At 72.4% G+C, this 23,001-nt stretch carries 15 protein-coding genes; 10 read left to right on the top strand and 5 right to left on the bottom strand.

All coding sequences use genetic code 11. The annotated features are described in order from the left end of the window. Positions 1-47: 47 nt before the first annotated feature. The 9 genes from cysD to OV207_RS04140 all read left to right on the top strand — a co-directional run bounded on the left by cysD (position 48) and on the right by OV207_RS04140 (position 12,692). Positions 48-953 carry a sulfate adenylyltransferase subunit CysD gene (cysD, locus tag OV207_RS04180; protein ID WP_267552838.1) on the top strand — a complete coding sequence of 302 codons (906 nt, stop codon included), beginning with the start codon at positions 48-50 and terminating at the stop codon, positions 951-953. Beyond that, positions 953-2,218 carry a sulfate adenylyltransferase subunit 1 gene (locus OV207_RS04175; RefSeq protein WP_267552836.1) on the top strand — a complete coding sequence of 422 codons (1,266 nt, stop codon included), beginning with the start codon at positions 953-955 and terminating at the stop codon, positions 2,216-2,218. The genes cysD and OV207_RS04175 overlap by 1 nt, the downstream gene beginning before the upstream one ends. 7 nt (positions 2,219-2,225) lie before the next feature. Then, the gene (cysC, locus tag OV207_RS04170; protein WP_267552834.1) at positions 2,226-2,786 is read left to right on the top strand and encodes an adenylyl-sulfate kinase; all 561 of its coding nucleotides are present in this window, start codon (positions 2,226-2,228) and stop codon (positions 2,784-2,786) included. A gap of 106 nt (positions 2,787-2,892) precedes the next feature. After that, entirely contained in the window at positions 2,893-3,963 is a 1,071-nt protein-coding gene (hppD, locus tag OV207_RS04165) for a 4-hydroxyphenylpyruvate dioxygenase (RefSeq protein WP_193430744.1), read from the top strand. After that, positions 3,960-5,165: a PLP-dependent aminotransferase family protein gene (locus OV207_RS04160; protein ID WP_267552832.1), complete on the top strand. Its 1,206-nt coding sequence runs from the start codon at positions 3,960-3,962 to the stop codon at positions 5,163-5,165. Before hppD ends, OV207_RS04160 begins: the two co-directional genes overlap by 4 nt. A 26-nt stretch (positions 5,166-5,191) precedes the next feature. Next, positions 5,192-6,277 carry an alpha-hydroxy acid oxidase gene (locus OV207_RS04155; RefSeq protein ID WP_267552831.1) on the top strand — a complete coding sequence of 362 codons (1,086 nt, stop codon included), beginning with the start codon at positions 5,192-5,194 and terminating at the stop codon, positions 6,275-6,277. A 60-nt stretch (positions 6,278-6,337) separates the two neighbouring features. Then, positions 6,338-8,134 (top strand): FHA domain-containing protein, encoded by a 1,797-nt coding sequence (locus OV207_RS04150; RefSeq protein ID WP_267553154.1) that lies wholly within the window; start codon positions 6,338-6,340, stop codon positions 8,132-8,134. 36 nt (positions 8,135-8,170) lie between these two features. Further along, the gene (locus tag OV207_RS04145; protein ID WP_267552829.1) at positions 8,171-12,274 is read left to right on the top strand and encodes a TOMM system kinase/cyclase fusion protein; all 4,104 of its coding nucleotides are present in this window, start codon (positions 8,171-8,173) and stop codon (positions 12,272-12,274) included. A 1-nt stretch (position 12,275) separates the two neighbouring features. Then, positions 12,276-12,692 carry a BMA_0021/BMA_0022 family TOMM bacteriocin gene (locus OV207_RS04140; protein ID WP_193430741.1) on the top strand — a complete coding sequence of 139 codons (417 nt, stop codon included), beginning with the start codon at positions 12,276-12,278 and terminating at the stop codon, positions 12,690-12,692. A 33-nt stretch (positions 12,693-12,725) separates the two neighbouring features. Here the strand turns inward: OV207_RS04140 and OV207_RS04135 are convergent, their stop codons facing one another. The 4 genes from OV207_RS04135 to OV207_RS04120 are packed head-to-tail and all read right to left on the bottom strand — an operon-like array spanning position 12,726 to position 19,467. After that, a complete protein-coding gene (locus OV207_RS04135) occupies positions 12,726-14,120 on the bottom strand; it encodes a SagB family peptide dehydrogenase (protein WP_267552826.1) in 1,395 nt (464 codons plus the stop codon). A gap of 10 nt (positions 14,121-14,130) precedes the next feature. Further along, positions 14,131-15,288, bottom strand: coding sequence for an amidohydrolase family protein (locus OV207_RS04130; RefSeq protein ID WP_267552824.1), 1,158 nt, complete (start codon positions 15,286-15,288; stop codon positions 14,131-14,133). Between the two features lie 3 nt (positions 15,289-15,291). Continuing rightward, entirely contained in the window at positions 15,292-17,241 is a 1,950-nt protein-coding gene (locus OV207_RS04125) for a radical SAM protein (RefSeq protein WP_267552822.1), read from the bottom strand. A gap of 12 nt (positions 17,242-17,253) precedes the next feature. Then, positions 17,254-19,467 carry a TOMM precursor leader peptide-binding protein gene (locus tag OV207_RS04120; protein ID WP_267552820.1) on the bottom strand — a complete coding sequence of 738 codons (2,214 nt, stop codon included), beginning with the start codon at positions 19,465-19,467 and terminating at the stop codon, positions 17,254-17,256. 93 nt (positions 19,468-19,560) lie between these two features. Here OV207_RS04120 and OV207_RS04115 point away from each other — a divergent pair, with 93 nt between their 5' ends. Beyond that, a complete protein-coding gene (locus OV207_RS04115; RefSeq protein WP_267552819.1) occupies positions 19,561-21,231 on the top strand; it encodes a S53 family peptidase in 1,671 nt (556 codons plus the stop codon). Positions 21,232-21,271: 40 nt separating this feature from the next. On the opposite strand, the gene OV207_RS04110 is transcribed toward OV207_RS04115, so the two are convergent. Continuing rightward, positions 21,272-22,861 (bottom strand): MBL fold metallo-hydrolase, encoded by a 1,590-nt coding sequence (locus tag OV207_RS04110; RefSeq protein WP_193430735.1) that lies wholly within the window; start codon positions 22,859-22,861, stop codon positions 21,272-21,274. Positions 22,862-23,001 lie beyond the last annotated feature (140 nt).

Here is a 23,001-nt window from a genome sequence, read left to right as displayed (position 1 = left end):
GGGAGGCCCGCTGGAGGGCCTCATGGCTGTGCTACCTTCCCATCCCCTTGCGCTACGAGCTTTCACCTCTTGAGGCACTGGAAGCCGAGTCCCTCTTCATCCTCCGGGAGGTCGCGTCGGAGCTGGACCGGCCGGTGCTGCTCTTCTCGGGGGGGAAGGACTCCGCGGTGCTGTTGCACCTGGCGCTGAAGGCCTTCTGGCCGGCGCCGCCGCCGTTTCCCCTGATGCACGTGGACACGGGGCACAACTTCCCGGAGGTCCTCCGGTTTCGCGACGCGCGCGTGGCCACGCTGGGCGCGCGGCTCATCGTGGTGTCCGTGCAGGAGGCCATCGACGCGGGGCGGGTGACGGAGGAGAAGGGCCCGCGCGCGTCGCGCAACCGCTTGCAGACGCAGCCGTTGCTGGAGGCCATCCAGGCGCACGGCTTCAACGCCGTCCTGGGGGGCGCCCGCCGCGACGAGGAGAAGTCCCGCGCGAAGGAGCGCGTGTATTCCTTCCGCGACGAGTTCGGCCAGTGGGATCCCAAGAACCAGCGGCCGGAGCCGTGGGGGCTCTACAACGGCAGGCTTCACCGGGGCGAACACCTGCGGGTCTTCCCGCTGTCCAACTGGACCGAGCTGGACGTCTGGCACTACATCGCCCGGGAGGGCGTGGCGCTGCCGTCGCTCTACTTCACGCACCCGCGTCAGGTGTTCCACCGCGACGGGATGCTGATGGCGCACTCGCCTTTCCTGCCCCTGCTGCCCGGCGAGACGGTGATGACCCGGGCGGTCCGCTTCCGCACCGTGGGGGACATGACGTGCACCGCGTGCGTGGAGTCCAGCGCGGCCACGGTGGAGCAGGTCATCGCGGAGGTGCGGGCGTCGCGGGTGACGGAGCGCGGGGCCAGCCGCGCGGACGACAGGTTCAGTGAGACGGCGATGGAAGAGCGCAAGCGCGAGGGTTACTTCTAGTGGAGCTGTTGAGGTTCGCGACCGCGGGCTCGGTGGACGACGGCAAGAGCACCCTCATCGGGCGGCTGCTGTTCGACACGCAATCCCTCCTGGAAGACCAGCTCGCCGCCGTGGAGCGCACCAGCCACGCGCGGGGCGATGAGTACGTCAACCTGGCGCTGCTGCTGGACGGGCTGAAGGCCGAGCGCGAGCAGGGCATCACCATCGACGTGGCGTACCGCTCCTTCGCCACGGCGAAGCGCAGGTTCATCATCGCGGACACGCCGGGGCACCTCCAATACACGCGCAACATGGTGACGGGCGCGTCCACGGCGGACCTGGCGCTCATCCTGGTGGACGCGCGCAAGGGGGTGGTGGAGCAGACGCGGCGGCATGCCTTCCTCGCGTCGCTCCTGCGGGTGCCGCACCTGGTGCTGTGCGTGAACAAGATGGACCTGGTGGGCTACGACGCGGACGTCTTCGAGCGCATCCGCGAGGAGTTCCGCCAGTTCTCCATGAAGCTGGACGTGACGGACCTGGCGTTCATCCCCGTCTGCGCGCTGGGCGGGGACAACGTGGTGACGCGCTCCGGGAGGATGCCCTGGTATCAGGGCCCCACGCTGCTGCACCACCTGGAGAACGTGCACATCGCGTCCGACCGCGACCTCATCCACCTGCGCTTCCCCGTGCAGTCCGTCATCCGGCCCGCGTCCACGAAGCAGTTCCACGACCACCGCTCCTACGCCGGGCAGATCCTGGGCGGCGTGATGCGACCGGGCGATGAGGTGAAGGCGCTGCCGTCCGGCTTCACTACCCGCATCCAGTCGCTGGAGGTGGCGGGCAGGCCGGTGGCGGAGGCGTTCCCACCCATGTCGGTGAGCGTGACGCTGGAGGACGCGCTGGACGTCGGCCGCGGCGACATGCTGTGCCGGCCGGGCAATCCGCCCACGGTGGGTCAGGACGTGGACGCGATGGTGTGCTGGCTGTCGGACGCGGCGGTGCTCGGCGCCGGGGCGCGGCTGGCCCTCAAGCACACCACCCGCATGGCGCGCGCGATGGTGAAGCGGCTGCACTACCGGCTGGACGTCAACACGCTGCACCGTGACGTGGGCAGCCCCGGCCTGAAGCTCAACGAGGTGGGCCGCGTCACGCTGCGCACGACGGTGCCCCTCTTCTTCGACGCGTACCGCCGCAACCGGGGCACCGGCAGCTTCATCCTCATCGACGAAGGCACGAACGCCACCGTGGGCGCCGGGATGATCAACGGCCCCGCGGTGGAGGGGTAGACAGACGATGCGACAGGGTCCGGGGTTCATCCTCTGGTTCACCGGCCTGTCCGGGGCGGGCAAGAGCACGCTGGCCACCGCAGTGCTCCGGCGCCTTGAGCCCGTGCAGCGCGTGGAGCTGCTCGACGGGGACGAATTCCGCGCGTCCCTGTCCCGCGGCCTGGGCTTCAGCCGCGAGGACCGCGAGGAGAACGTCCGGCGCATCGGCTACGTGGCGCGCCTGCTGGCGAAGCACGAGGTGGGGGTCCTCACCGCCGCCATCTCCCCGTACCGCGGCTCCCGGGACGAGCTGCGCGCCCAGGCCACCCGGGCCGGCATCCCGTTCCTGGAGGTGCACGTCCACGCCAGTCTGGATGCCCTCATTGCCCGGGACGTGAAGGGGCTCTACAAGAGGGCCCTGGCGGGGGAGCTCTCCCGCTTCACCGGCGTGTCGGACCCGTACGAGCCGCCGGAGTCGCCCGAGGTCGTCGTCCGCTCCGACGCGGAGACGGTCGTGTCAGGGGTGGAGCGCATCCTTGAAACATTGAGGAATCACGGCCTGTTGGCACCCAGCGTCAGCGTCGCTTGAGCGGATCCGCTGGGAACGGAATCAAACAGGTGGAAAAGCACTCCCGTCTTCTCCTGAATCGTTTATCATCCAAGCAAGTTTGATTTCACCGGGACAGGGTCAACTCATGCATTTCGATGATATCGAGTACGTTGAGCTGTGCGTCGCCGACGTCTCGACCGCATCCGGTTTCTACACGGGCAACCTGGGTTTCCGTCGGGTGGCCGAGGGTGGACCGGAGACGGGGCTCACCGGAAGGCGCTCTGTCTTGTTGCAGCAGGGGACGCTGCGGCTCTTGCTGACGCAGGGGCTGGAGGCGGGTGACGTCTCATCCACGTACGTGGAAGCGCATGGCGACGGCGTCCGGGACATCGCGCTGCGCACGAAGGACGCGGTGGCGGCGTTCGGGCACGTCACGCAGCGCGGCGCGCAGCCCCTGCGGGAGCCGGTGGTGGGCAAGGACGGCGCGGGGCGGCGGATGCTCCAGGCGACGGTGGGCACGGTGGGGGACCTGGTGCACTCCCTCATCCAGTGCGACGCTCCGGTGGGCGCGTTCCTGCCGCCGGGCATGGTGCCGTGCGAGGCGCCGGTGCAGCTGGACTTCGAGCCGTTCGCCGGCCTGGACCACCTGGCCATCTGCCTGGAGCCGGGCACGCTGGACGCGACGGTGCGCTTCTACGAGCACGTCTTCGGCTTCCGGCAGTCCCACCAGGAGACGGTCCACACGGACGCCAGCGGGATGAACTCCAAGGTGGTGCAGAGCCTGTCCACGCGCATCTGCCTGCCGCTCCAGGAGCCCCTGTCCCGGGAGAACCCCGGCCAGATTGGCGAGTTCCTCCGCCGGCACGGCGGCCCCGGGGTGCAGCACCTGGCGCTGCTGACGAACGACATCGTGGGGTGCGTGCGCCAGCTCCAGCAGGGCCTGTCGTTCCTGGCCATCCCTCCGGCGTACTACGAGCGGCTGGAGTCACGGCTGGGCGCGCTGGCGTTCGACCTGGAGCCCCTGCGCGAGCTGGGCATCCTGGTGGACCGGGACGAGTGGGGCACGCTGCTGCAGACCTTCACCCGGTCCGCGCACCCCCGCCAGACGCTGTTCTTCGAGGCCATCCAGCGCCAGGAGGCCCGCGGCTTCGGAGGGGCCAACATCCGCGCGCTGTTCGAGGCGGTGGAGCGTGACTACGCGCGGGTCCAGGCGTGAGCGCGGCCACGGGTGACGCGGGGACGCTGCCGCTGGCGGCGTGGGCCCGGGAGCTGAAGCCGTCCGCCATCCAGGACATGCTCCAGCGCATCCACCGGCCGGGCATCCTGTCGCTGGCGCTGGGCCTGCCGGCCGCGTCGCTGTTCCCCTCGGCGGGGCTGGCGGAGGCCGCCGCGCGGGTGATGGCCGAGGAGCCGCTGGCGCTCCAGTACCGCCCCACGCTGGAGCCGCTGCGCCGGCAGGTGGTGGCGCTGATGGCCCGCCGGGGCGTGACGTGCGCGCCGGAGCAGGTGTTCCTCACCGCGGGCGGGCAGCAGGGGATGAGCCTGCTCACGCGGCTCCTGTTGGACCCGGGCGGCACGGTGCTCCTGGAGGACCGCGTCTACTCAGGCTTCCAGCAGGTGTTGGATCCGTTCCAGCCCAAGCGGCTCACGGTGCCCACGCACCCGGAGACGGGCATCGACGTGGACTCGGTGCGGGCGCTGCTGGAGCGCGGTGAGCGGCCCGCGCTGCTCTACACCATGAGCGACGGCCACAACCCGCTGGGCGTGAGCATGCCGCTCCAGGCGCGCGAGCGGCTGGTGGCCCTGGCGCGTGAACACCGGCTGCCCATCATCGAGGACGACGCCTACGGGCTGCTCCAGTACGAACCCCACACGCTGCCGGCGCTGCGCGGGCTGGAGGACCGGTGGGTGTACTACGTCGGCTCCTTCTCCAAGGTGCTGGCGCCCGCGCTGCGCGTGGGGTGGGTGGTGGTGCCGGAGGCCATGGTGGGGCGGCTGGCCACGGTGAAGGAGGCGAGCGACATCGACACCACGACGTTCGCCCAGCGCGTGGTGCTGGCGTTCCTGGAGTCCGGTGGGCTGCCCGCGCACCTGGAGCGGCTGCGCGCCGGCTACCGCGAGCGGCGGGACACGCTGCTGGCCGCGCTGGAGCGCCACCTGGCGCCCCGGGGGGCACGGTGGACGAAGCCCGCGTGCGGCATGTTCGTCTGGGTGGAGTTCCCCGACACCGTGGACACCACGGCGCTGCTCGGCAGGGCGCTGGAGGAGGTCCAGGTGGCGTTCCTGCCCGGACAGGCGTTCTCCGTGGCGGGCGGCCGCTCCGCGGCCCACGGCCTGCGCCTCAACTTCTCCCACGCCGAGCCCGCCGTCATCGAGGAAGCCGTCGCCCGGTTGGGCCGGGTCCTCGCGCACGGCTGAAGCGCCGCGCCCTGGAGCCTTCCGCCATGCGTCCCCTGTGCCTGGACGAGTACGAGCAGCAGGCCCGCGCGCGGCTGCCCGCGGACGTCTTCGACTACGTGTGCGGCGGCAGTGACGACGAGTGCTCCCTGCGCGACAGCCGGAGCGCCTTCGACGCGTGGTGGCTGCGGCCCAACGTGCTGGTGGACGTGTCCCGCTGCGACACGTCCGTGACGCTGCTGGGCACGACGCTGAAGCACCCGCTGGGCGTGGCGCCCATGGCGTACCAGTGCCTGGCGCACCCGGACGGGGAAGAGGCCACCGCGCGCGCGGCCGGCTCGCTGGGTGGGCTGATGGTGGTGAGCACCATGGCCAGCCGCTCGCTGGAGGACGTGGCCCGCGCCGCCACGGGGCCGCTCTGGTTCCAGGTGTACTGCTTCCGCGAGCGCGCGGTGACGGCGGCGTTGATCCGCCGCGCGGAGGCCGCGGGCTACCGGGCGCTGGTGCTCACGGTGGACACGCCCCGGCTGGGGCGCCGCATGCGGGACATGCGCAGCGGCTTCGGCCTGCCGGCCCACGTGCGCGCGGCCAACTTCGACACGGACGTGAGCCAGGCGCTGGCCACCCGCGCGCCGGGTGAATCCGGCATCGCGTCGCATGCGGCGCGGGACTTCGACGCCGCGCTGACGTGGGAGTCGGTGGCGTGGGTGCGCTCGGTGTCGCGGCTGCCGGTGGTCCTCAAGGGCGTGCTGACGGCGGAGGACGCGGAGCGCGCGGTGGCGGCGGGCGTGGACGGCCTCATCGTCTCCAACCACGGCGGGCGGCAGTTGGACGGCGCCATCCCTCCGCTGGAGGCGCTGCCGGAGGTGGTGGCGGCGGCGCGCGGCCGGTGCGAGGTGCTGGTGGACGGCGGCATCCGCCGAGGCACGGACGTGCTCAAGGCGCTGGCGCTGGGCGCGAAGGCGGTGCTGGTGGGGCGCCCGGTGTACTGGGGGCTCGCGGCGGGCGGTGAGGAGGGCGTGGGCCACCTGCTGTCCATGCTGCGCGAGGAGCTGGAGCTGGCCCTGGCCCTGTCCGGACGGCCCACCCTGGCGTCGCTGGACGGGTCGGTGCTGCGGCGCCGCGCGCCCTGACGCGGTAAGCGGTCGGGCTTTTCGGTTAGGCTTTCGCCCCGGAGGGGGTCCGCCGTGCCGATGCTCGTCTACAACCCAGGCCAGCCGGATGAGCTGTCCTATCCGCTGGGGGACGCGCCCGTCACCCTGGGGCGCGCGGATGACCAGACCATCTGCATCCCCCACCGCAGCCTGTCGCGCCAGCACGCGCGCATCGAACGCTCCGACGGGCGCTTCTTCGTCACCGACCTCCAGAGCAAGAACGGCACCTTCGTCAACGGCGAGCAGATCCGCCGCAAGGAGCTGCGCCCCGGCGACACGCTGACGCTGGGCGAGCTCGTCTTCCTGCTCACCCCCGAGGCGCCCCCACCGGTGGCGCCGGGCAGGGCGGGGGAGCCCTCCTCCGACGAGCCCCGTCCCCAGCTCACGCGCGCGCTCACCCGGGTGCCGCTGAAGACGCTGGTGCAGGCGGTGCCCGGGCCGGAGCAGTCCGCGTCGGAGGCGGCGAGCGCGGCCACCCGCGCGCGGGAGCGCCTGCGCATCCTCCAGGAGGTGGCGAAGCTGCTGTCCGTCACGGACGACTTCGACACGCTGCTGGGCAAGGTGTTGGACCTCGCGTTCCAGATCCTCCACGTCGACCGGGGCGTCATCCTGCTGCTGGATGAGCAGACCGGGAAGCTGGAGCCGCGCGTGTCGAAGACGGCGGAGGGCACGCCCGTGCGCGGGCCCATCTTCAGCCAGAACATCGTGGACTTCGTGCTGCGCCGCAGCGTGGCGGCCCTGTTCTCCGACGCGGTGAACGACCCGCGCCTGGACGCGGCCGACTCCATCATCTTCAGCTCCATCCGCGCCTCCATGTGCGTGCCGCTCAAGCCCCGGGACGAGGTGCTGGGCGTGCTGTACGTGGACAACCTCTCCACGCCCAACCGCTTCTCGGAGGACGACCTGGACTTCCTCGTCGCGTTCGCGGGGCAGGCGGCGCTGGCGCTGGAGAACGCCCGGCTCTACCGCCGCATCGAGCAGGAGACGGTGCAGCGCATGCAGCTCATCATGGACGCGAAGCTGGCCTCGCTGGCGTCCATGGTGGGCGGCATGGCGCACGAGCTGCGCAACCCGCTCAACTTCATCAGCAACTTCGCCGGCCTGTCGGTGGGCCTGACGGAGGACCTGGCGGGCGTGATGGCGCCGCAGCGCGAGCGGCTGGACGCCGCCTCCGTGCGCGACGTGGACGAGGCGCTGGACTGCCTGCGCACCAACGCGCGGAAGATCAACGAGCACGGCCGGCGCGCGGACGCGCTCATCCAGGGCATGCTCCAGCACGCGCGCCGCTCGCCGGGGCCGCGCGAGGCGGTGGACCTGAACGCGCTGGTCGCGGAGAGCATCGCCCTGGGCCAGGGCGGCGCTCGCGGGGAGCCGGTGCCCGTGCGGCTGGACGTGGAGTACGACCCCGCCGTGGCGGGCGTGGAGCTGGTCCGCGCGGACGTGGGGCGCGTCATCATCAACGTCGTGGACAACGCGCTCTACGCCCTGCGCCAGAAGTGGGCCGCCCAGGGGGCCGGGTACGTGCCGGTGCTCAAGGTCCGCACCCTGGCGCGGGCGGAGCAGGTGGAGGTGCGCCTGCGCGACAACGGCCCCGGCATCCCCGCGGCGAGCGCGGAGCGCATCTTCGACCCCTTCTTCACCACGAAGCCACCGGGGCAGGGGACGGGGCTCGGGCTGTCACTCAGTCATGACATCATCGTGCAGGGACACCAGGGCACCTTCCGCATGGAGACGGTGCCGGGCGAGTTCACGGAGTTCGTCATCACGCTGCCCCGGCGGGGGGCGCAGGTCGGTCGGCCGGTGTCCACGCAGGGGACCGGCTCGGGACGTGGTTGAGGCGCTGTTCGCAACGGTGTGAGGCTCGGGAGCGCGATGAAGAACCCCATGGACCCCAACCTGCTGGAGGCCTTCCAGGGCCGCTACGAGCTGCTGTCGGAGCTGGGCGAGGGCGGCTTCGGCCGCGTCTACAAGGCCCGGCAGGTGACGACCGGCCAGAACGTGGCGGTGAAGCTGCTGCGGCTGACGGAGGGCGCGACGCCGGAGTCGGTGGAGCGCCGCGGCGCGCGCTTCGAGCGGGAGATGAAGCTGTGCGCGCAGATGCACCACCCGAACATCGTGCGGCTCATCGACTCCGGGCGGGCGCAGGGCGGCGCCGTCTACTCCATCTTCGAGTTCGTCCCGGGCAAGAACCTGGCGCAGGTGCTCGCGGAGGAGGGCGTGTTGGATCCGGTGGAGGTGCGCCACCTGATGCTCCAACTGCTGGACGCGCTGGCGTGCGCGCACGCGCAGAACGTGGTGCACCGCGACCTGAAGCCCGCGAACGTCATGGTCGTGCCCACCGGCGCGCGCCGCAACGCGCTGGTGCTGGACTTCGGCATCGGGTCGGTGACGGATGAGCTGACGCGCGCGGAGCCGCAGCCGCGCATCACCTCCACCAACGAATCCCTGGGCACGCCGTCCTACGCGGCGCCGGAGCAGCTTCGCGGCCAGCCGCCCACGCCGCGCTCGGACCTGTACGCCTGGGGGCTGGTGTTCCTGGAGTGCCTCACCGGCAAGCGCGTCTTCGAGGGCGCCACCGTCGCGGAGGTCATCTTCCAGCAGCTGTCCGCGGAGCCGGTGCCCATCCCCGCGACCATCGCCGCGCACCCGGTGGGCAAGCTGCTCCAGCGCGCCACCGCCAAGGACCCGTCCCAGCGCACCGTCTCCGCGGAGGTGCTGCTGCGCCAGCTGGAGGCGGTGGACCTGTCCAACCTGCCGCGCAGGTCCGCGCCCGTGCGCATCCAGCCCGCGGCCCCCAACGCGGAGACGGCGACGGTGGAGCTGAGCAGCCGCACGCCCAACGCGCTGTCCACGCGCGCGCGCCGGTGGGCGGAGGGTGAGCGCCGGCAGCTCACCGTGGTGTGCTGCACGCTGTCCGCCACGGCGATGGCGCCGGGCCCGGTGGACATCGAGGAGCTGGACCACGTGCTGGGCGCCCAGCAGGAGGTCTGCATTGAAATCGCGCGGCGCTACAACGGCCACATCGCCAGCGCGCTGGGCGACATCGTCCTCTTCTACTTCGGCTATCCGGCGGCGCGGGAGGACGACGCCCGGCGCGCGGCGCAGGCGGCGCTGGACATGGTGGCGGAGGTGCAGCGCCGGGCCCGCGCCATCGAAGCCGAGCGCGGCACGCGGGTGGAGATCCGCGTGGGCCTGCACACGGGGCTCGTGGTGTCGCGCGAGCAGCGGGATCCCACGCTGTCCGGCCTGGGCTTCGTCGTGGGCACCACGCCGAAGCTGGCCTTCCGCCTGAGCACGTCCGCGCCCCCGGGGGCCATCCTCGTCACCGGGGACACGCAGCAGCTCGTGCGCAAGCACTTCCCGCTGGAGCCCGGGCCCGCGCCCGTCCACGACCTGCTGCCCCCCGGCCTGGAGACGTTCGTGCTCCAGGGCGCGGACGCGACGTGGAGCGGCACCGACGAGGCGCTCTCGCTGGTGGGCCGCACCCGGGAGCTGGACCTGCTCCTGTCGCGCTGGGAGCAGGTGCGGGCGGGGCAGGGGCAGGCGGTGCTCGTGTCCGGCGAGCCGGGCATCGGCAAGTCGCGCCTCACCCGCGAGCTGGGCGACAAGCTGGGCGTCGACCCGCATACGTGGCTGGAGGCCCGCTGCACGGCGGACAGCTCCAGCCAGGCGTACTTCCCGGTGGTGGACCTGCTCACGCGGATGCTGGATCCGAACCGCGACCTGTCCCCCGAAGGCCGGCTGAAGGGCCTGGAGGCGCTGCTGTCCGGCTACAGCTTCGACCTGCCGGAGTCGATGCCGCTGTTCGCGCCGCTCCTGTCCCTGCCGCTGCCGCCGGAGCGCTGGGCGCCGCTGGACGTGTCGCCGCTGAAGCACCGGGAGCTGACGCGCGACGCGCTGCTCGCGTTCCTCGCCGCGCTGGCGGAGCGCCAGCCGGTGGTGCTGGCGCTGGAGGACCTGCACTGGGCGGACCCGTCCACGCTGGAGCTGCTCAAGGCGCTGGTGGCGGAGGTGGCGTCGTCGCGCCTGTTCGCGGTGTTCAGCGCGCGTCCGGAGTTCGAGCCGCCGTGGCCCTCGTCGTCGGTGATGCAGGTGCAACTGGGCGCCCTGGCGCGCGCGGAGGTGGAGCGGCTGGCCTGCGCCGCGGCGGGTGGCCCGCTCTCCGCGGAGGCGCTGGAGGAGATCGCCGCGCGCACGGACGGCATCCCGCTGTTCATCGAGGAGCTGGTGCGCACGCTGCTGGAGTCCGGCGCGCTGGTGAAGCGCGAGGGCCACTTCGCGCTGGAGGTGGGCAAGGGGGGCCCGGTGGTGCCGGGCACGCTGCGCGACCTGCTCGTCGCGCGGTTGGATCGGCTGGGGCGCGGCAAGGAGACGGCGCAGGTGGCGTCGGTGCTGGGCCGCGAGCTGTCGCAGGAGCTGCTGCGCCACATCAGCCCGCTGACGCCGGAGGCGCTGGACGCGGACCTGGAGCGGCTGGTGGGCGCGGGGCTGCTGCACCGCAAGCGCCGGCCCAGGGGGCCCGTGTACCTCTTCAAGCACGCGCTGGTGCGCGACGCGGCCTACGACTCGATGCTCAAGCGGCACCGGCAGCAGGTGCACGCGAAGACGGCGGCGGCGCTGGAGGAGCACTTCCCGGAGGTGGTGAACGAGCGGCCGGACCTGCTCGCGCACCACCACGCGAGCGCGAACCTCAAGCGCAAGGCCATCGTCTACGCGCAGAAGGCCGCCTTCGCCGCGCTCGTGCGCTCCGCCTACGTGGAGGCCATCCTGTTCTCCCGGCTGGGCCTGTCGTGGCTGGACGCCATCGAGGAGCCGTTGGAGCGCGCGCAGTTGGAGCTGAGCCTCAACGGCGTGCTCGCCCCGGCGCTGATGTCCACGCAGGGCTGGCGCTCGCAGGACCTGCGCACCGTGGCCGAGCGGTCGCTGGAGCTGCTCTTCACCGTGGGGGAGAGCCCCTACGCGGCCCCGACGCTGTGGGTGCTGTCCATCTACTACCACCTGGGCGGCGACCAGCGCCGGGTGCGCGGCCTGCTGGACAGGCTGGTGGCGCTGGCGCAGCGCTCCGGTGACGCGGGGCAGGAGGCGGTGGCGCTCACCATCCTCTCCAACATCGAGCTGCTGGAGGGCCGGCTCGGGGAGGCGAAGGCGAAGGCGGAGCGGTGCGTGGCGCTGTTCGACCCCGTCGCGCACCGCATGCACCGCATCCTCTACGGGCAGGACACGCGCGTGGGCGGCGAGGTGGTGCTGTGCCGGACGCTGTGGCTCTTGGGCTTCGCGGATCAGGCGAGGGCGCACGGCGAGGCCGCGGTGGCGTGGGGCCGCGAGCTGAACCACGGCACCAGCATCGGCCTGTCGTTCATCTACCTGCTGCTGATGGCGCAGGAGCACGGCGACCGGACGGAGGTGACGCGGCTCCTCTCGCAGCACGCGGAGCTGTCGCACCGCTACGGGCTCGTGGAGCAGGCCGCCTACGTGGGCATCCTGCGCGGGTGGGCGGCGAAGGACCTGGAGGCCATGCGGCGGGGCGTGGCGATGCGCGAGGCGTTCGGCACGGAGATGGATCAGCCGGCGTACTACGCCATCCTGGCGGAGCTGGAGCTGGAGCTGGGCCACCTGGACACGGCGCTCGCCACGCTGGAGCGAGGCCAGGAGCGCGCGCGGGCCCTGGGTGAGGGCTACCACGAGTCCAGGATGCTGCGGGTCAAGGGCCGGGTGCTGCTCGCGCGGGACGGCGCCACGGCCCCGTCCGCGGAGGCGTGCTTCCGGCAGGCCGCGGACGTGGCTCACGCGCAGGGCGCGCGGATGCCGGAGCTGCAGGCCGTCACCGCGCTGGCGCGCCTACTCCAGACGTCGGGTCGACAGGAAGAAGCGCGGCAGCGGCTCCAGATAATCTACAGTACCTTCACCGAGGGGCTGGGAACGCCGCCCGTCATGGAGGCCCGCGCGCTGCTGGAGGCGCTGGGAGGAGACTGCTGACATGAGCAAGAAGAAGCCGGAGTCGAAGGCCGCGCCCACCAAGGCCCGCCCCGTGGCGCGCAAGCCGTCCTCGCCGGGGCTGGGTGCGAAGGCCACGGTGAATGACTGGCAGTCGGTGTGGATGCGCGCCGTCGCCCTGGCATGGAAGGAGCCCTCCTTCGAGAAGGCCCTGCTGGCCGACCCGCGTCAGGCGCTCAAGGAGCGCTTCGACTTCGAGATGCCCGCCGCCATCCAGCTCAAGGTCGTCCCGGCCACCGGCGCCGAGGCGGGCACCCCCAACGAGTGGAAGCTCGGCGGCGCGGAGGTGGAGCTGCCCCTGCCGAAGAAGCCGGCCAACGTGGCGGACCACGCCGTGGCCCTGTCCAGCCTCACGGACACGTACAACCGCTCGCACTGCTGCGGCAGCCCCTGCTGCTGAACCCGGCGTGACGCCCGCGTCCCCTGGGCTGGCTCAGGGGATTGGCGTCGAGCCACCGGACACCGCGAAGGCGCCCACGGACGCCTCCGCGAAGCCGTCCACCCCGGCCACGCGCTGGAAGAGGTCCGGGTCGCTGCGCCCCAGCGCGTAGGGCCGCAAGGCCAGCGCGGTGGACACCAGGTAGAGCGTCTGCACCAGCGCTCCGGTGTCCTGCAACACCAGCGAGTACGCCAGCGTCTCGTACTTCCACGCGAGCCGGGGCACGCGCGCCGCCACCACCATCAGCACCTCCGGCCGCTCGAAGGGCTCCACCGGCGAGCGGGCCTCGTCCAGCAGGGCCTGGAACTCCTGCGTGGGGCCGCTCAGCTTCTCCAGTTGGTGGCCCAGCGGATCGTAGTGGTACACGCCCGGGGGCAGGCCCTGGCACTCCCCGACGAGCGGGTACAGCTCCAGCGCGTACGCCGCGCCCGCGCCAGGGTAGGGCCGGTCGGTGACGTCGCCGTCGAGCGTGCTCCTCACGTCCCGCACGCGCGCGGCGCGGTACAGCAGCTCCCCCAGCTGCTTCACGGTGAGCGGGGTGGTGCCCCGGCCCCGGAGGCTGCGCCGGTTCTCCAGCACCTCGGTGAAGGACGCGTCCCCGGTGCGCAGCGCCTCCATGTCCGGGCGGTACAGCGCCACCGTCTCCTGCGCGACGGACGGCTTGAGCGCGGGCGGGTTGGGCAGCTCGCCCCGGAAGCGGTAGGTGGCGCCCGCGCGCGTCTGGTGGCCCCAGCCCCGCGAGCGCAGGTGGAAGAGCAGGTCATGCGGCTCCCACTGGCGCAGGGCGGTGAGCGTCGCCTCCGACGCCGGCACGTCCAGCCCCTCCGGCACCAGGATGCCCGTCTCCGCCAGCAGGCGCACCAGCTCCCGGAGCGTCACGGATTCGATGCCGGTGTTGAACTGGTTGAGCCGCGCCAGCAGCGTGGGGCGGGCCATGTCGAACAGCAGCGACACCACGCGCCGGTCATGCAGCACCGCGGTGGCGTGCACGGTGGGGCAGTCCAGCACCGCGTGCCCCGCCGCCATGCGCGTGTGCGCGAAGCGGGACAGTTGCAGGGGCACCAGCGCGTCGAACGTCGCGCGCCGGCGCAGGAACGACGCGGAGGCCGGCGTCAGCGTCATGAGCAGGTTGCCGCGCTCCTCCACCGTCCACGACAGCAGGCCGCCATCCCCGGCCAGGTCCAGCCAGTACCACGCGAGCGAAGCGTCCGTGCCCGCCGCGGCCGGCACCTCCGTCTCCTGGATGCCTCCGTCCGCGAGCGACTCGAAGACGGCGCGCACACCCGGGGCCAGCAGGCCCAGCCGCAGCGAGCGGCCCTGACCTTCCACGCGCGCGTCCTCCGCTTCGGGACAACGCAGCGCCACGCCTTCGGCGAGCGACAATCTCATGCGAGCGGCCTCACGGTTCCGCACCGTAGAACCGAGTCGGGTTTTCCCAGAGAACCTTTCGTAGACGACTTTCGGGTATCCGGTCACGCAAGGACAGCAGGGAACCCAACACGTCCTCTCCGTGGTCCAGATGGGGGAAGTCGCTGCCGAACAGCAGGCGCTCCTCCGGCAGGTGTCGCATCATGTCGGGCAGGTAGGGTTCATCCGGCTCCACCGACACGTAGCAATGGCGGCGCAGGTAGGCGGATGGAGCTTGTCGGAGGGTGGCGGAGACCTCGGCACCCACGGCGCGGTACTCCTCATCCAGGCGCCAGGACCAGTAGGGCAGCCAGCCGCAGCCGGCCTCCATCGCGCCGATGCGCAGGCCCGGGTGGCGCTCCAGCACGCCGCCCTGGAGCAGCGCCAGCAGCCCCATCATCAGCTCCATCGGGTGGGCGCAGGCGTGGTTGGCGAAGCGCGTGTCGAAGCGGTCCGCGCCCGCGGACGGCACGTAGACGTGGCCGCTGCCGTGCAGCACCACCGCCATGGAGCGGGCCTCGCACTCGGCCCAGAAGGGCTCATAGGCCGCGTCCGACAGGAGCCGCCCGCCAATGGGGTTGGGCCGCACCATCACCGCGCGCCAGCCGAAGCCGGCCACGCGGCGCACCTCCGCCACCATGGCCTCCGGTTCGTGCCGGCTGATGAGCCCCACGCCGCGCAGGCGCTCCGGGTCCAGCGCGCAGAAGCCGTGCAGCCAGGTGTTGTAGACGGACGCGTAGGCGGTGGCCACGCGCGGCTTCAGCGGCGAGAAGCCCTCCAGCAGCAGCGCGTAGGTGGGGAAGAGCGCCGCCCGGTCCACGCCCGAGCGGTCCATCTCCGCCAGGTACACGTCCGGCTGCGCCAGGAGCTCATTGCGGCCCAGTTGCTGGTAGGAGCGCGCGCAGAACGCCACCCACGCCCGCTCCGGCATGTGGTTCCACAGCGGCTTGCCGTCCACCTCCGGCAGGGGCTGCACGGGCAGCAGGCCCTGGGGGCCCAGCCGCTCCAGGCGCTCCTGGAGGGGTTCGTCCGGGAGGCGCCCGGGGCGGGGCGCGTGCTTGCGCAGCGCGGGCTCCAGGTGCTCCGCCCAGAGGCCGAGCGGCTCCAGGACGTGGCGGTCCGCGTCGAAGATGGGGAGGCCGTCACGCATCGCTCACCGTCCCCAGCTCGCCAACTCGTCGCGCACGTCCTTGAGCAGCGCTTCCAGCAGGCCGGTGCGGCGCGCCTGGGTGCGCAGGGCCTGCTCCTCGTCCGCCTCCAGCGCCCCGGCGTGTCCGCCGCGCGCCGCCACCGCCGCGTCGCACAGCTCGCGCAGGAACTCGTGGTGCTGCGGCTGGAGGGCGTGGAAGCCCTCGCCCCAGCGGGAGACGAAGTCCACCAGCACCTCGCGCGAGGCCTCGGGCACGTCGCGGCGGTCCGGCAGGTCGCGGCTCAGGCGCACGTACAGGTCCGGGAACACGTCCCGCATCGCCGTGGCGAAGGTGGCCGGCACGTAGACGGGCTGGGTGTCCGGGATGAGGTCGCCCTGGCGCTCCGCGTCCAGCACGGCGTCGAAGTCGGTGAAGAGCCGATCGTGCCGGCGACGCTCGTTCTGGTTGCGCGCGAGGAAGAACACCGTGCGCGGCAGCATCGCAGGCGCGGTGCGGCGGACCTCCTGGAGGGTGTCACCCAGCGCGGCGCGCTCGCCAGGCGTGAGGGCCCAGGCGCCGGTGGCCTCGCGGAGGAAGCGGTCGGTGACGGCCTCCGGCCACTCGGGCTCCACCACGCGCGGCGGGCGCTGGATGCCGGCGACGAAGCCCCGGATGCGCTCGCAGGCGGCGTCCCAGGTGGACAGCCGCTCCACCAGGTCGCGGAACCCTTCGAGCAACTGGGGCCGCGTCATGCCCAGGGGCATCACGTTGAGCACGATGGCGCCCCGGTCGCGGGACTGCGCCTTGCGGGGCGTGGCGAGCCGGCCCTCCGCGCGCAGCCGCGTCCACAGCTTCGTGCCTCGCGGTGCCTGGAGGGGCGCCACCACCACCCACGGCAGGTGCGCGCGCTGGATGTTGGCGTGCAGCGAGTTGAACACGGCGGGCGTGTCGTGATCGAACCCGACGATGAAGCTGCCCCGGGGCCCGATGCCGTGCGCTTGAATCTTCAGCAGGTCCCCGATGAGGTCCGCGCGCACGTTCTGGTGCTTCTGCGCTTCCTTGAGGGCGGCGGGATCGAAGGACTCGATGCCGAGCACGACGGTGTAGAAGTTCGCGTCCGCCATGCCCTCCAGCAGCTGGGCGTCGCGGCTCAGGTTCATCGTCACCTGGGTGAAGAAGCGCAGCGGGCGGGGCAGGGCGCGGTTGAGGGGCACCAGCCCCGCGAGCACCTCCTTCGCGTAGGCCGCGTCGCCAATGAACTCGTCGTCCGCGAAGAACACGCCCTCCGCGCCGAGCGCCGCGTGGCCCCGCACCTCCTCCAGCACCTGCGCCACGGGCTTGTGCCGCTGCTTGCGGCCGTACAGGTAGATGACGTCGCAGAACGAGCAGTCGAACGGGCAGCCGCGCGTCGTCTGCACGGAGCCCCAGGCGTAGCGCGGGAGGTCCGCCGCGATGCCGTCCCAGCGCGGCGGGGGGCTCTCGCTCAGGGCGGGCTTTTCAATCTGCCGGTATTCGGGGGCGTACTCACCCTGGAGGTAGTCCGCGAGGAAGCGCGGCCAGGTGCGCTCGGCCTCGTTGACGAAGAGGGCGTCGAAGAAGCCCCGGTAGTCCTCCGGCGCGGCGGAGATGGCGGGGCCTCCGGCGACGACGGTGGCGCCCCGGTCGCGGAAGAGGCCCCCCAGGAAGCGCGCCTGGTAGGTGAGGGCGGAGTACATCACCGACACGCCGACGATGTCGTAGTCCGGCAGCTCCGAGTCCACGCGCAGCTGCCCGTGCAGCTCCTCGTCCCAGATGTCCACGCGGAAGGTGTCCGGCGTGAGCGCCGCGAGCGTCGCGCAAGCCAGCGGCGTCATCGTCGCGCGCTTCACGAGCCCGCGCTCAGGGCAGAAGTCCTCCGTCTCCCGGTCGACGTGGCGTCGGTCCGGGCCGCATTGGATCAGCAGGATGCGGGGCTTGGGAGGGGAGGGCGACACGCGGGGGAGCGCTCAGAAATAGAAGGGGACGGGGTTGAGCTGCGCTTCGTTCAGCGGCGCGGACAGCCAGCCCATCCGCACCGGGACGTCATACAACCGGCCAGGGCCCAGGCGGGGCCAGAAGTGTCGCAGGCCCGGGACGATGACCTTCACCGCGGACATGCCCACGTCCGGGCGCCCCTGGTCCACCACCAGCACCTCCAGCCCCGCGCGTGAGGCGCGCGCGACGCACTCGATGACATCCTCGCGCAGGTCGTCATGCCACACGCGCGGGAAGTCGGAGCGGACGCGCGCCGGGGCCGCTTCGTCGGGATGCAGCCAGGTGGGGTCCGCGTGCGCGCCCAGGTCCCAGGGCGACGCGGACGTGTCCTTCGGGTCGTAGCACTGGGCCACCTCCGTGAGCGCGCGCTGCACGGCGAGCTTCGCGTCGAAGTGGCAGCCGCACCCGGCCCAGACCCGCCCGTGCGTGGACGACCCCACCAGCGCGGCGAACACCGGGATGCCCAGGTCGTGCGTGAGATCGATCACCCACAGCCGCAGGCCCAGCGTCCGGTAGTGCGCCTCCACGGACGTGAACCACGGCTCGTCGAAGCTGGCCAGCGCCACCCGGGGACGGCGCAGGCGGTTGTACCACCAGAGCGCCACCGCATCGCGCTCCACCAGCTCCAGGAACCCCTGGAGGATGGCCTCCTCCACGCAGTTGCCGGCCGCGTTCCCGTTGGAGTTGAAGTGGCAGAAGGGCCCGCCCTCGGGCGTGGGCGCGAAGAGGTACGCGAACGACGTGGGCACGTAGCGCCGCGCGCCGTGCGTGAGCGACCACGCGGGGCTCCAGTCCATGGGCTCATCCGCGTAGGGCCGGGGCACCGCCAGGCGCGCGTCGCGGTGCGCGGCGCCGTCAGGCCGGTTCGCGAGCTGCGTGGCGCCGTCAGGCCGGTTCGCGAGCTGCGTGGCGCTGAAGTGCTGGAGCACGGCGGGCGGCACGGCCTGGGGGCCCAGCGAGGACGCGGTGGCGTGGACGCGGGGCTCGTCGCCCTGGAACACGGCGCTGTAGCGCTCCAGCGCCTCGCCCAGGGCGCCCGCGCGGGCCTGGACCTCGGTGCGGCCCTTGCCGCTGGCCACGCGGTGGAAGTCGTCGGAGGCGGGCGCGTCCGTCCACGGACACACGCGGAAGATGGCGGACTGGATGTGGCCCAGCGGCGCGTCCCCCGGCACCGGGCGCAGGTCGCTCACCACGCCCGTCACCGGGCTCACGAGGTGGCGGTGGCGCTCCCACGTCTCCTCGGGCGTGAGGACGCGGTGGCCGCCGTCGTCGGTGAAGCGCTTGGGGCGCGAGACGAGCTCCAGCGGCTGACGGGCCCGCGCCTCCATCCAGCCCGGGTCCCCGCAGTCCGGGCACTGCGGGCGCCGCGTCACCGCGTGCGAGTCCAGCTTCCAGGTGGCGAAGTCGAGCGTCCACAGCCGCGAGTGCCGCGCCGCGTCCGCGCCCGCCTCCACCACCCAGCGCGCCACGAGCGTCGCCGCGAAGGACAGGCCCGCCTGCACCGTCGTGGGCAGGGCCGTCCGCGACGGCCGCGTCCGTCCTCCCCGCCGCGCGAGGTACTGCTCGATGGGGCGGTTGGCCCGAAGCCGCGCCGTGAGGCACGTCCAGCACGCGCCGTCCCCGGGGGCGAAGACGGGGCCCGCGTGACAGGCGGTGCCCGCGACCTTCACCGGCAGGAACGCCGCCCCGGCAGCGCGGGCCGCGCGCGCGAGCCCGAGCGCCTCCGGTGACAGGTAGTCATCCACCAGCAGGACGTGGCGCTCCGCGTCCTCGCGCACGTCCAGGCCGGTGTCTCCCAGCGCGTCCACCAGCCGCTCGGCGTCCTCGCCCGCGACGGCGCGCACGGCGACGGGCGTGTCCAGCAGCCGCCCGGCCGCGAACGCCGCGTCGATGCCCAACGCCTCCCAGAAGCCGGCGACCTCCGCGTCGAACACGTCCGCCGCCTCCTCCACGTGCCCGCGCTCCTCCAGGAGCGACAGCACGTAGAGCACCTCCGGCGCGGACAGCTGTCCCTCCACCTGGGCGATGACCTGGGCCACGGTGCGCTCGCCATCCAGCAGCGGGACGACGCGCGCGTGCGGCTCTCCCTCCAGCAGGAACTGGGCGCGCTCACCGACGAGGAAGACGCGCCGCGCATCGAGCACCTCGGCGCGCAGGTGGGGCTTGATGCGGAGGACTCGGTTCATGAGCGGGAGCCCGAGCCTACCTGTCGCGCGAGTCGGTGGATACGACCCGGGACGTGCGGGGGCCGCGCGGGCCCGCGTGCTAGAAAGCCGCGCATGGCCCGCATCCCCCCGGCGCAGCGCGAGCGCGTGTCTTCCTTCCCCGTCCCCGTCCGCCCCGCGCGCCTGCCTGGCCGCGTGGAGGTCACCCTGGTGCTGCGCCCCGGCGTGCCCCTGCCCACGGTGGAGGAGCTGTGCGCGGCGCCCCCGCGCCCTCCGCTCAGCCACGAGGCCTTCGAGGCGAAGTACGGCACGGCGAAGAAGGACTTGGCGGCGGTGGAGCGCTTCGCGAAGGAGCACCGCCTGCGCATCCTCTCCGTGCAGCGCGACCGGGGGCTCGTGCGGCTGGAGGGCCCGGCCGCGGCGATCCGCAAGGCCTTCGGCGTGGACCTCAAGCGCTTCGCCCAGGGCAAGCGGTCCTTCCTCTTCCACAGCAAGCCCGTCACGCTGCCGCGCGCCCTGCGCGACGTCGTGGAGGGGGTGCTCGGCCTGGACACCCGCCCGCGCGTCACCCACAGCTCGGCGTCGCTGCCCGTGCCCGCGGAGTCGGCGAAGCAGCTCGGGCTGCGCTCGTATCCGGCCGGGCAGGTGGCGAACCTCTACCGCTACCCCTCCACGCAGGGGGCGGGGCAGTGCGTGGGCGTCATCGAGCTGACGGGCGGCTACAAGCCGGAGGACCTGGAGGCCTACCTGTCCTGGATGGGCGTGGAGCGCGAGCCGCCGGTGAACGTGGGCCCCAACAAGCCGGGCCTCGGCGTCTCCTCCAACGCGGAGGTCACGATGGACGTGGAGCTGGTGTCCGCGGTGTGCCCGCAGGCGCGCGTCGTCGTCTACAACGCGGGCTCCAAGGACTACTCGCTGAGCGACTACCACCGCGTCTTCGCCATGGCGATCAGCGACCGGACGAACCGGCCGTCGGTGCTGACCACCAGCTGGTCCTTCTACGAAGGCACCCTCATCCAGCAGGACGAGGAGGCCGCCTTCGAGCGCCTCTTCAAGGAGGCGGCGCTCCTGGGCATCACGGTGTGCGCGGCCTCCGGAGACCTGGGCTCGCAGGTGCCCGTGGAGGGCGGCTCGCCCACGGGGGCCATCACGCTGGCGGCGCCCAGCTACCCGGCCGCGAGCGCGCTGGTGCTGGGCTGCGGCGGCACGACGCTGGAAGCCGAAGGCGACCGCATCGTCGCGGAGTCGGTGTGGAACCGCCTGGGCGAGGCCATGACCATGGGCTCCTTCGGCCCGACGGTGTCGGCGGGCGCGAGCAGCGGCGGCGTCAGCATGATGAACGCGCTGCCCCCGTACCAGGAAGGCATGCCCGTGCCCGTGCAGGTGACGACGGCCTGGAAGGACGGCGTGTTCCAGCGCACGACGCGCACGCCCGGACGGGGCGTTCCCGACGTCGCGGCCAACGGCGACCTGCACACCGGCTATCAAATCGTCTTCAAGGGCCAGCGGGGCGTGGCCGCGGGCACCAGCGCCGCGGCGCCCATGTGGGCCGCGCTCGTCACCCGCCTCAATGAGGCCCTGGGCGAGCGCGTGGGCTTCCTCAACCCCCGGCTGTATGCGTTGGTCCGCGCGGGCGAGCCCGTCGTCCGCCCCATCACCCGGGGCGGCAACGGCGCGTTCTTCGCCAGCGAGCGGCAGGTGTGGAACGCCTGCACCGGCCTGGGCTCACCGGACGGTGAGGGCCTGCTCGCGGGCCTGCGCAAGCTCCAGGCCCGCGAGGCCTGAGGGACGCGGCGCCGTGGGGCGGCCGCGTCCTTCCCCGTGGCTATTCGAGGATCCGCTCCATGCGCAGGTACGGGCGCTCGGCGGGGATGTTGCGGCCCCGGCAGACCTCCAGGAACTTGTTCGATTCGATCATCTGCGGCGCCGTCTCGTCGTACTGGAGCACCATGACGTGGCGCAGCCAGGGCTCCTGGCCCATGGCGTAGACGAAGGACTCGCGCGGCTTCAGGTGGTTGAGGATCTCCGTGGCGCGCGCGGAGTCGGAGCCGTTGAGCCGGCGCGACTGGTCCATCTTGCGCGGCAGGGGGTTGCTGAGCAGCGGGCCGTACATCCAGCTCATCGGGCCGCCCTCGCACTCCATGCCCAGGTAGAGCGCGTCCAGCGGGCCCACCAGCTCCTGGAGGTGCTCGTACATCCGGGGCTCCAGCGCGTTGGAGTCCGCGGCCATCAGCATCGCGCGGCCGCCCAGGCGCACCAGGTGCGCCGTCTTCGCCTGCACGGACAGGTCGCTGTGCTCGCCGATGAAGGGGATGCCCATCAGCGAACCGCCGGGGATGCGGATCTCCTGCAGGTCGTCGATTTCAACGACGTTGCGGAAGCCCGTCTTCTCCAGCATCAGGCGCAGCGACGGGTCCGCCAGCGAGAACGCGTTGGAGCGCGGCACGACGATGGTGCCGATGCGGTGACGCAGCTGGATGAGCGTCTCCATCATCAGGTGGTCGGCGTGGCCGTGGGTGATGAGGACGTAGTCGATCTTCTCCGGCAGGTCCGCGTGGGTGAAGCGCGCGTGCTCGGTGGGGAACTCGTAGCTGATGACGGGGTCGGTGAGGACGGACACCTCGCGCGTCTCCATCAGCACGCACGCGTGGCCGAAGTAGCGCACGCGCACGCCGGGGCCCGTGTACGGCTCCGGCTTGCGCGGGGCGGCGTCCGTGAAGAGGTCCGCGAACGCGTCCGCCGCGGAGGTCGGCACGCCCAGCATCTCCGCCACCTGCCCGGGGCTGCCCGGCGTGTGGCGCATGCGGAAGAGGGCGTCCAGGCCCTCGTGCCGGAAGGGCACCTGGAGCCACAGCGGCGTGTCCCCTTCGAGCCGGGGCGTGCTGAAGACGTACTTGCGCGCGTCGCCCGTGACGCGCATCAGCGACACGCTCTGCGACGACTCCTTGTAGAGGCCGCTGCGGTAGAGCAGGGGCTCCATGATGCGGGCGTTGGCCCGGTGGGCCAGGTCGTACGTGAGCTCCACGTAGCCCCGGAGCATGTCCGGCACCTTCGCGTAGAGCGGCTCCAGCGACTCACCCTTGGAGCTGGCCAGCAGCTGCTCCAGGTCCGCCAGCGCCTTGGCGTAGGCCAGGAAGTCCGCGTGGTCCTTCATGGTGCGGTCCAGCAGCGCCTTCACGTCCCCCACGCGCGACACGGGGTGGTTGATGAAGGGCCCGCCCATCAGCGCCGGGTTCTGCAGCGCGGCGACGTGCACGTCCGGGTTCGCGACGAACGACTGCATCAGCTTCAGGTGCAGCCGCGTGACGAACAGCGGCGCCGTCGCGGGCGACAGCAGGTACCACCAGACGTACCACTGGTTGAACAGTGGCTCGATGGCGACATCGGGCTTCAGGTACATGGGGCGCTCGAGCATGAGGAGGTCTCTCGGGTGCCGTCCGGAGCTTCATGACCCGGAGCGGATGGGATGTTGCTGCGAGTGAGGGGGAGCAGGCATCCGGCTTCCTCCGGAACCCGCTCGCACCCCGCCAATGTTGATGATTCACGGGATGACTT

The sequence above is a fragment of the Corallococcus sp. BB11-1 genome, assembly GCF_026626625.1.
Taxonomy (GTDB): domain Bacteria; phylum Myxococcota; class Myxococcia; order Myxococcales; family Myxococcaceae; genus Corallococcus; species Corallococcus soli.
The sequence above is the reverse complement of the archived record's forward strand: the minus strand, read 5'-3'. Positions and strand labels throughout refer to the sequence as shown.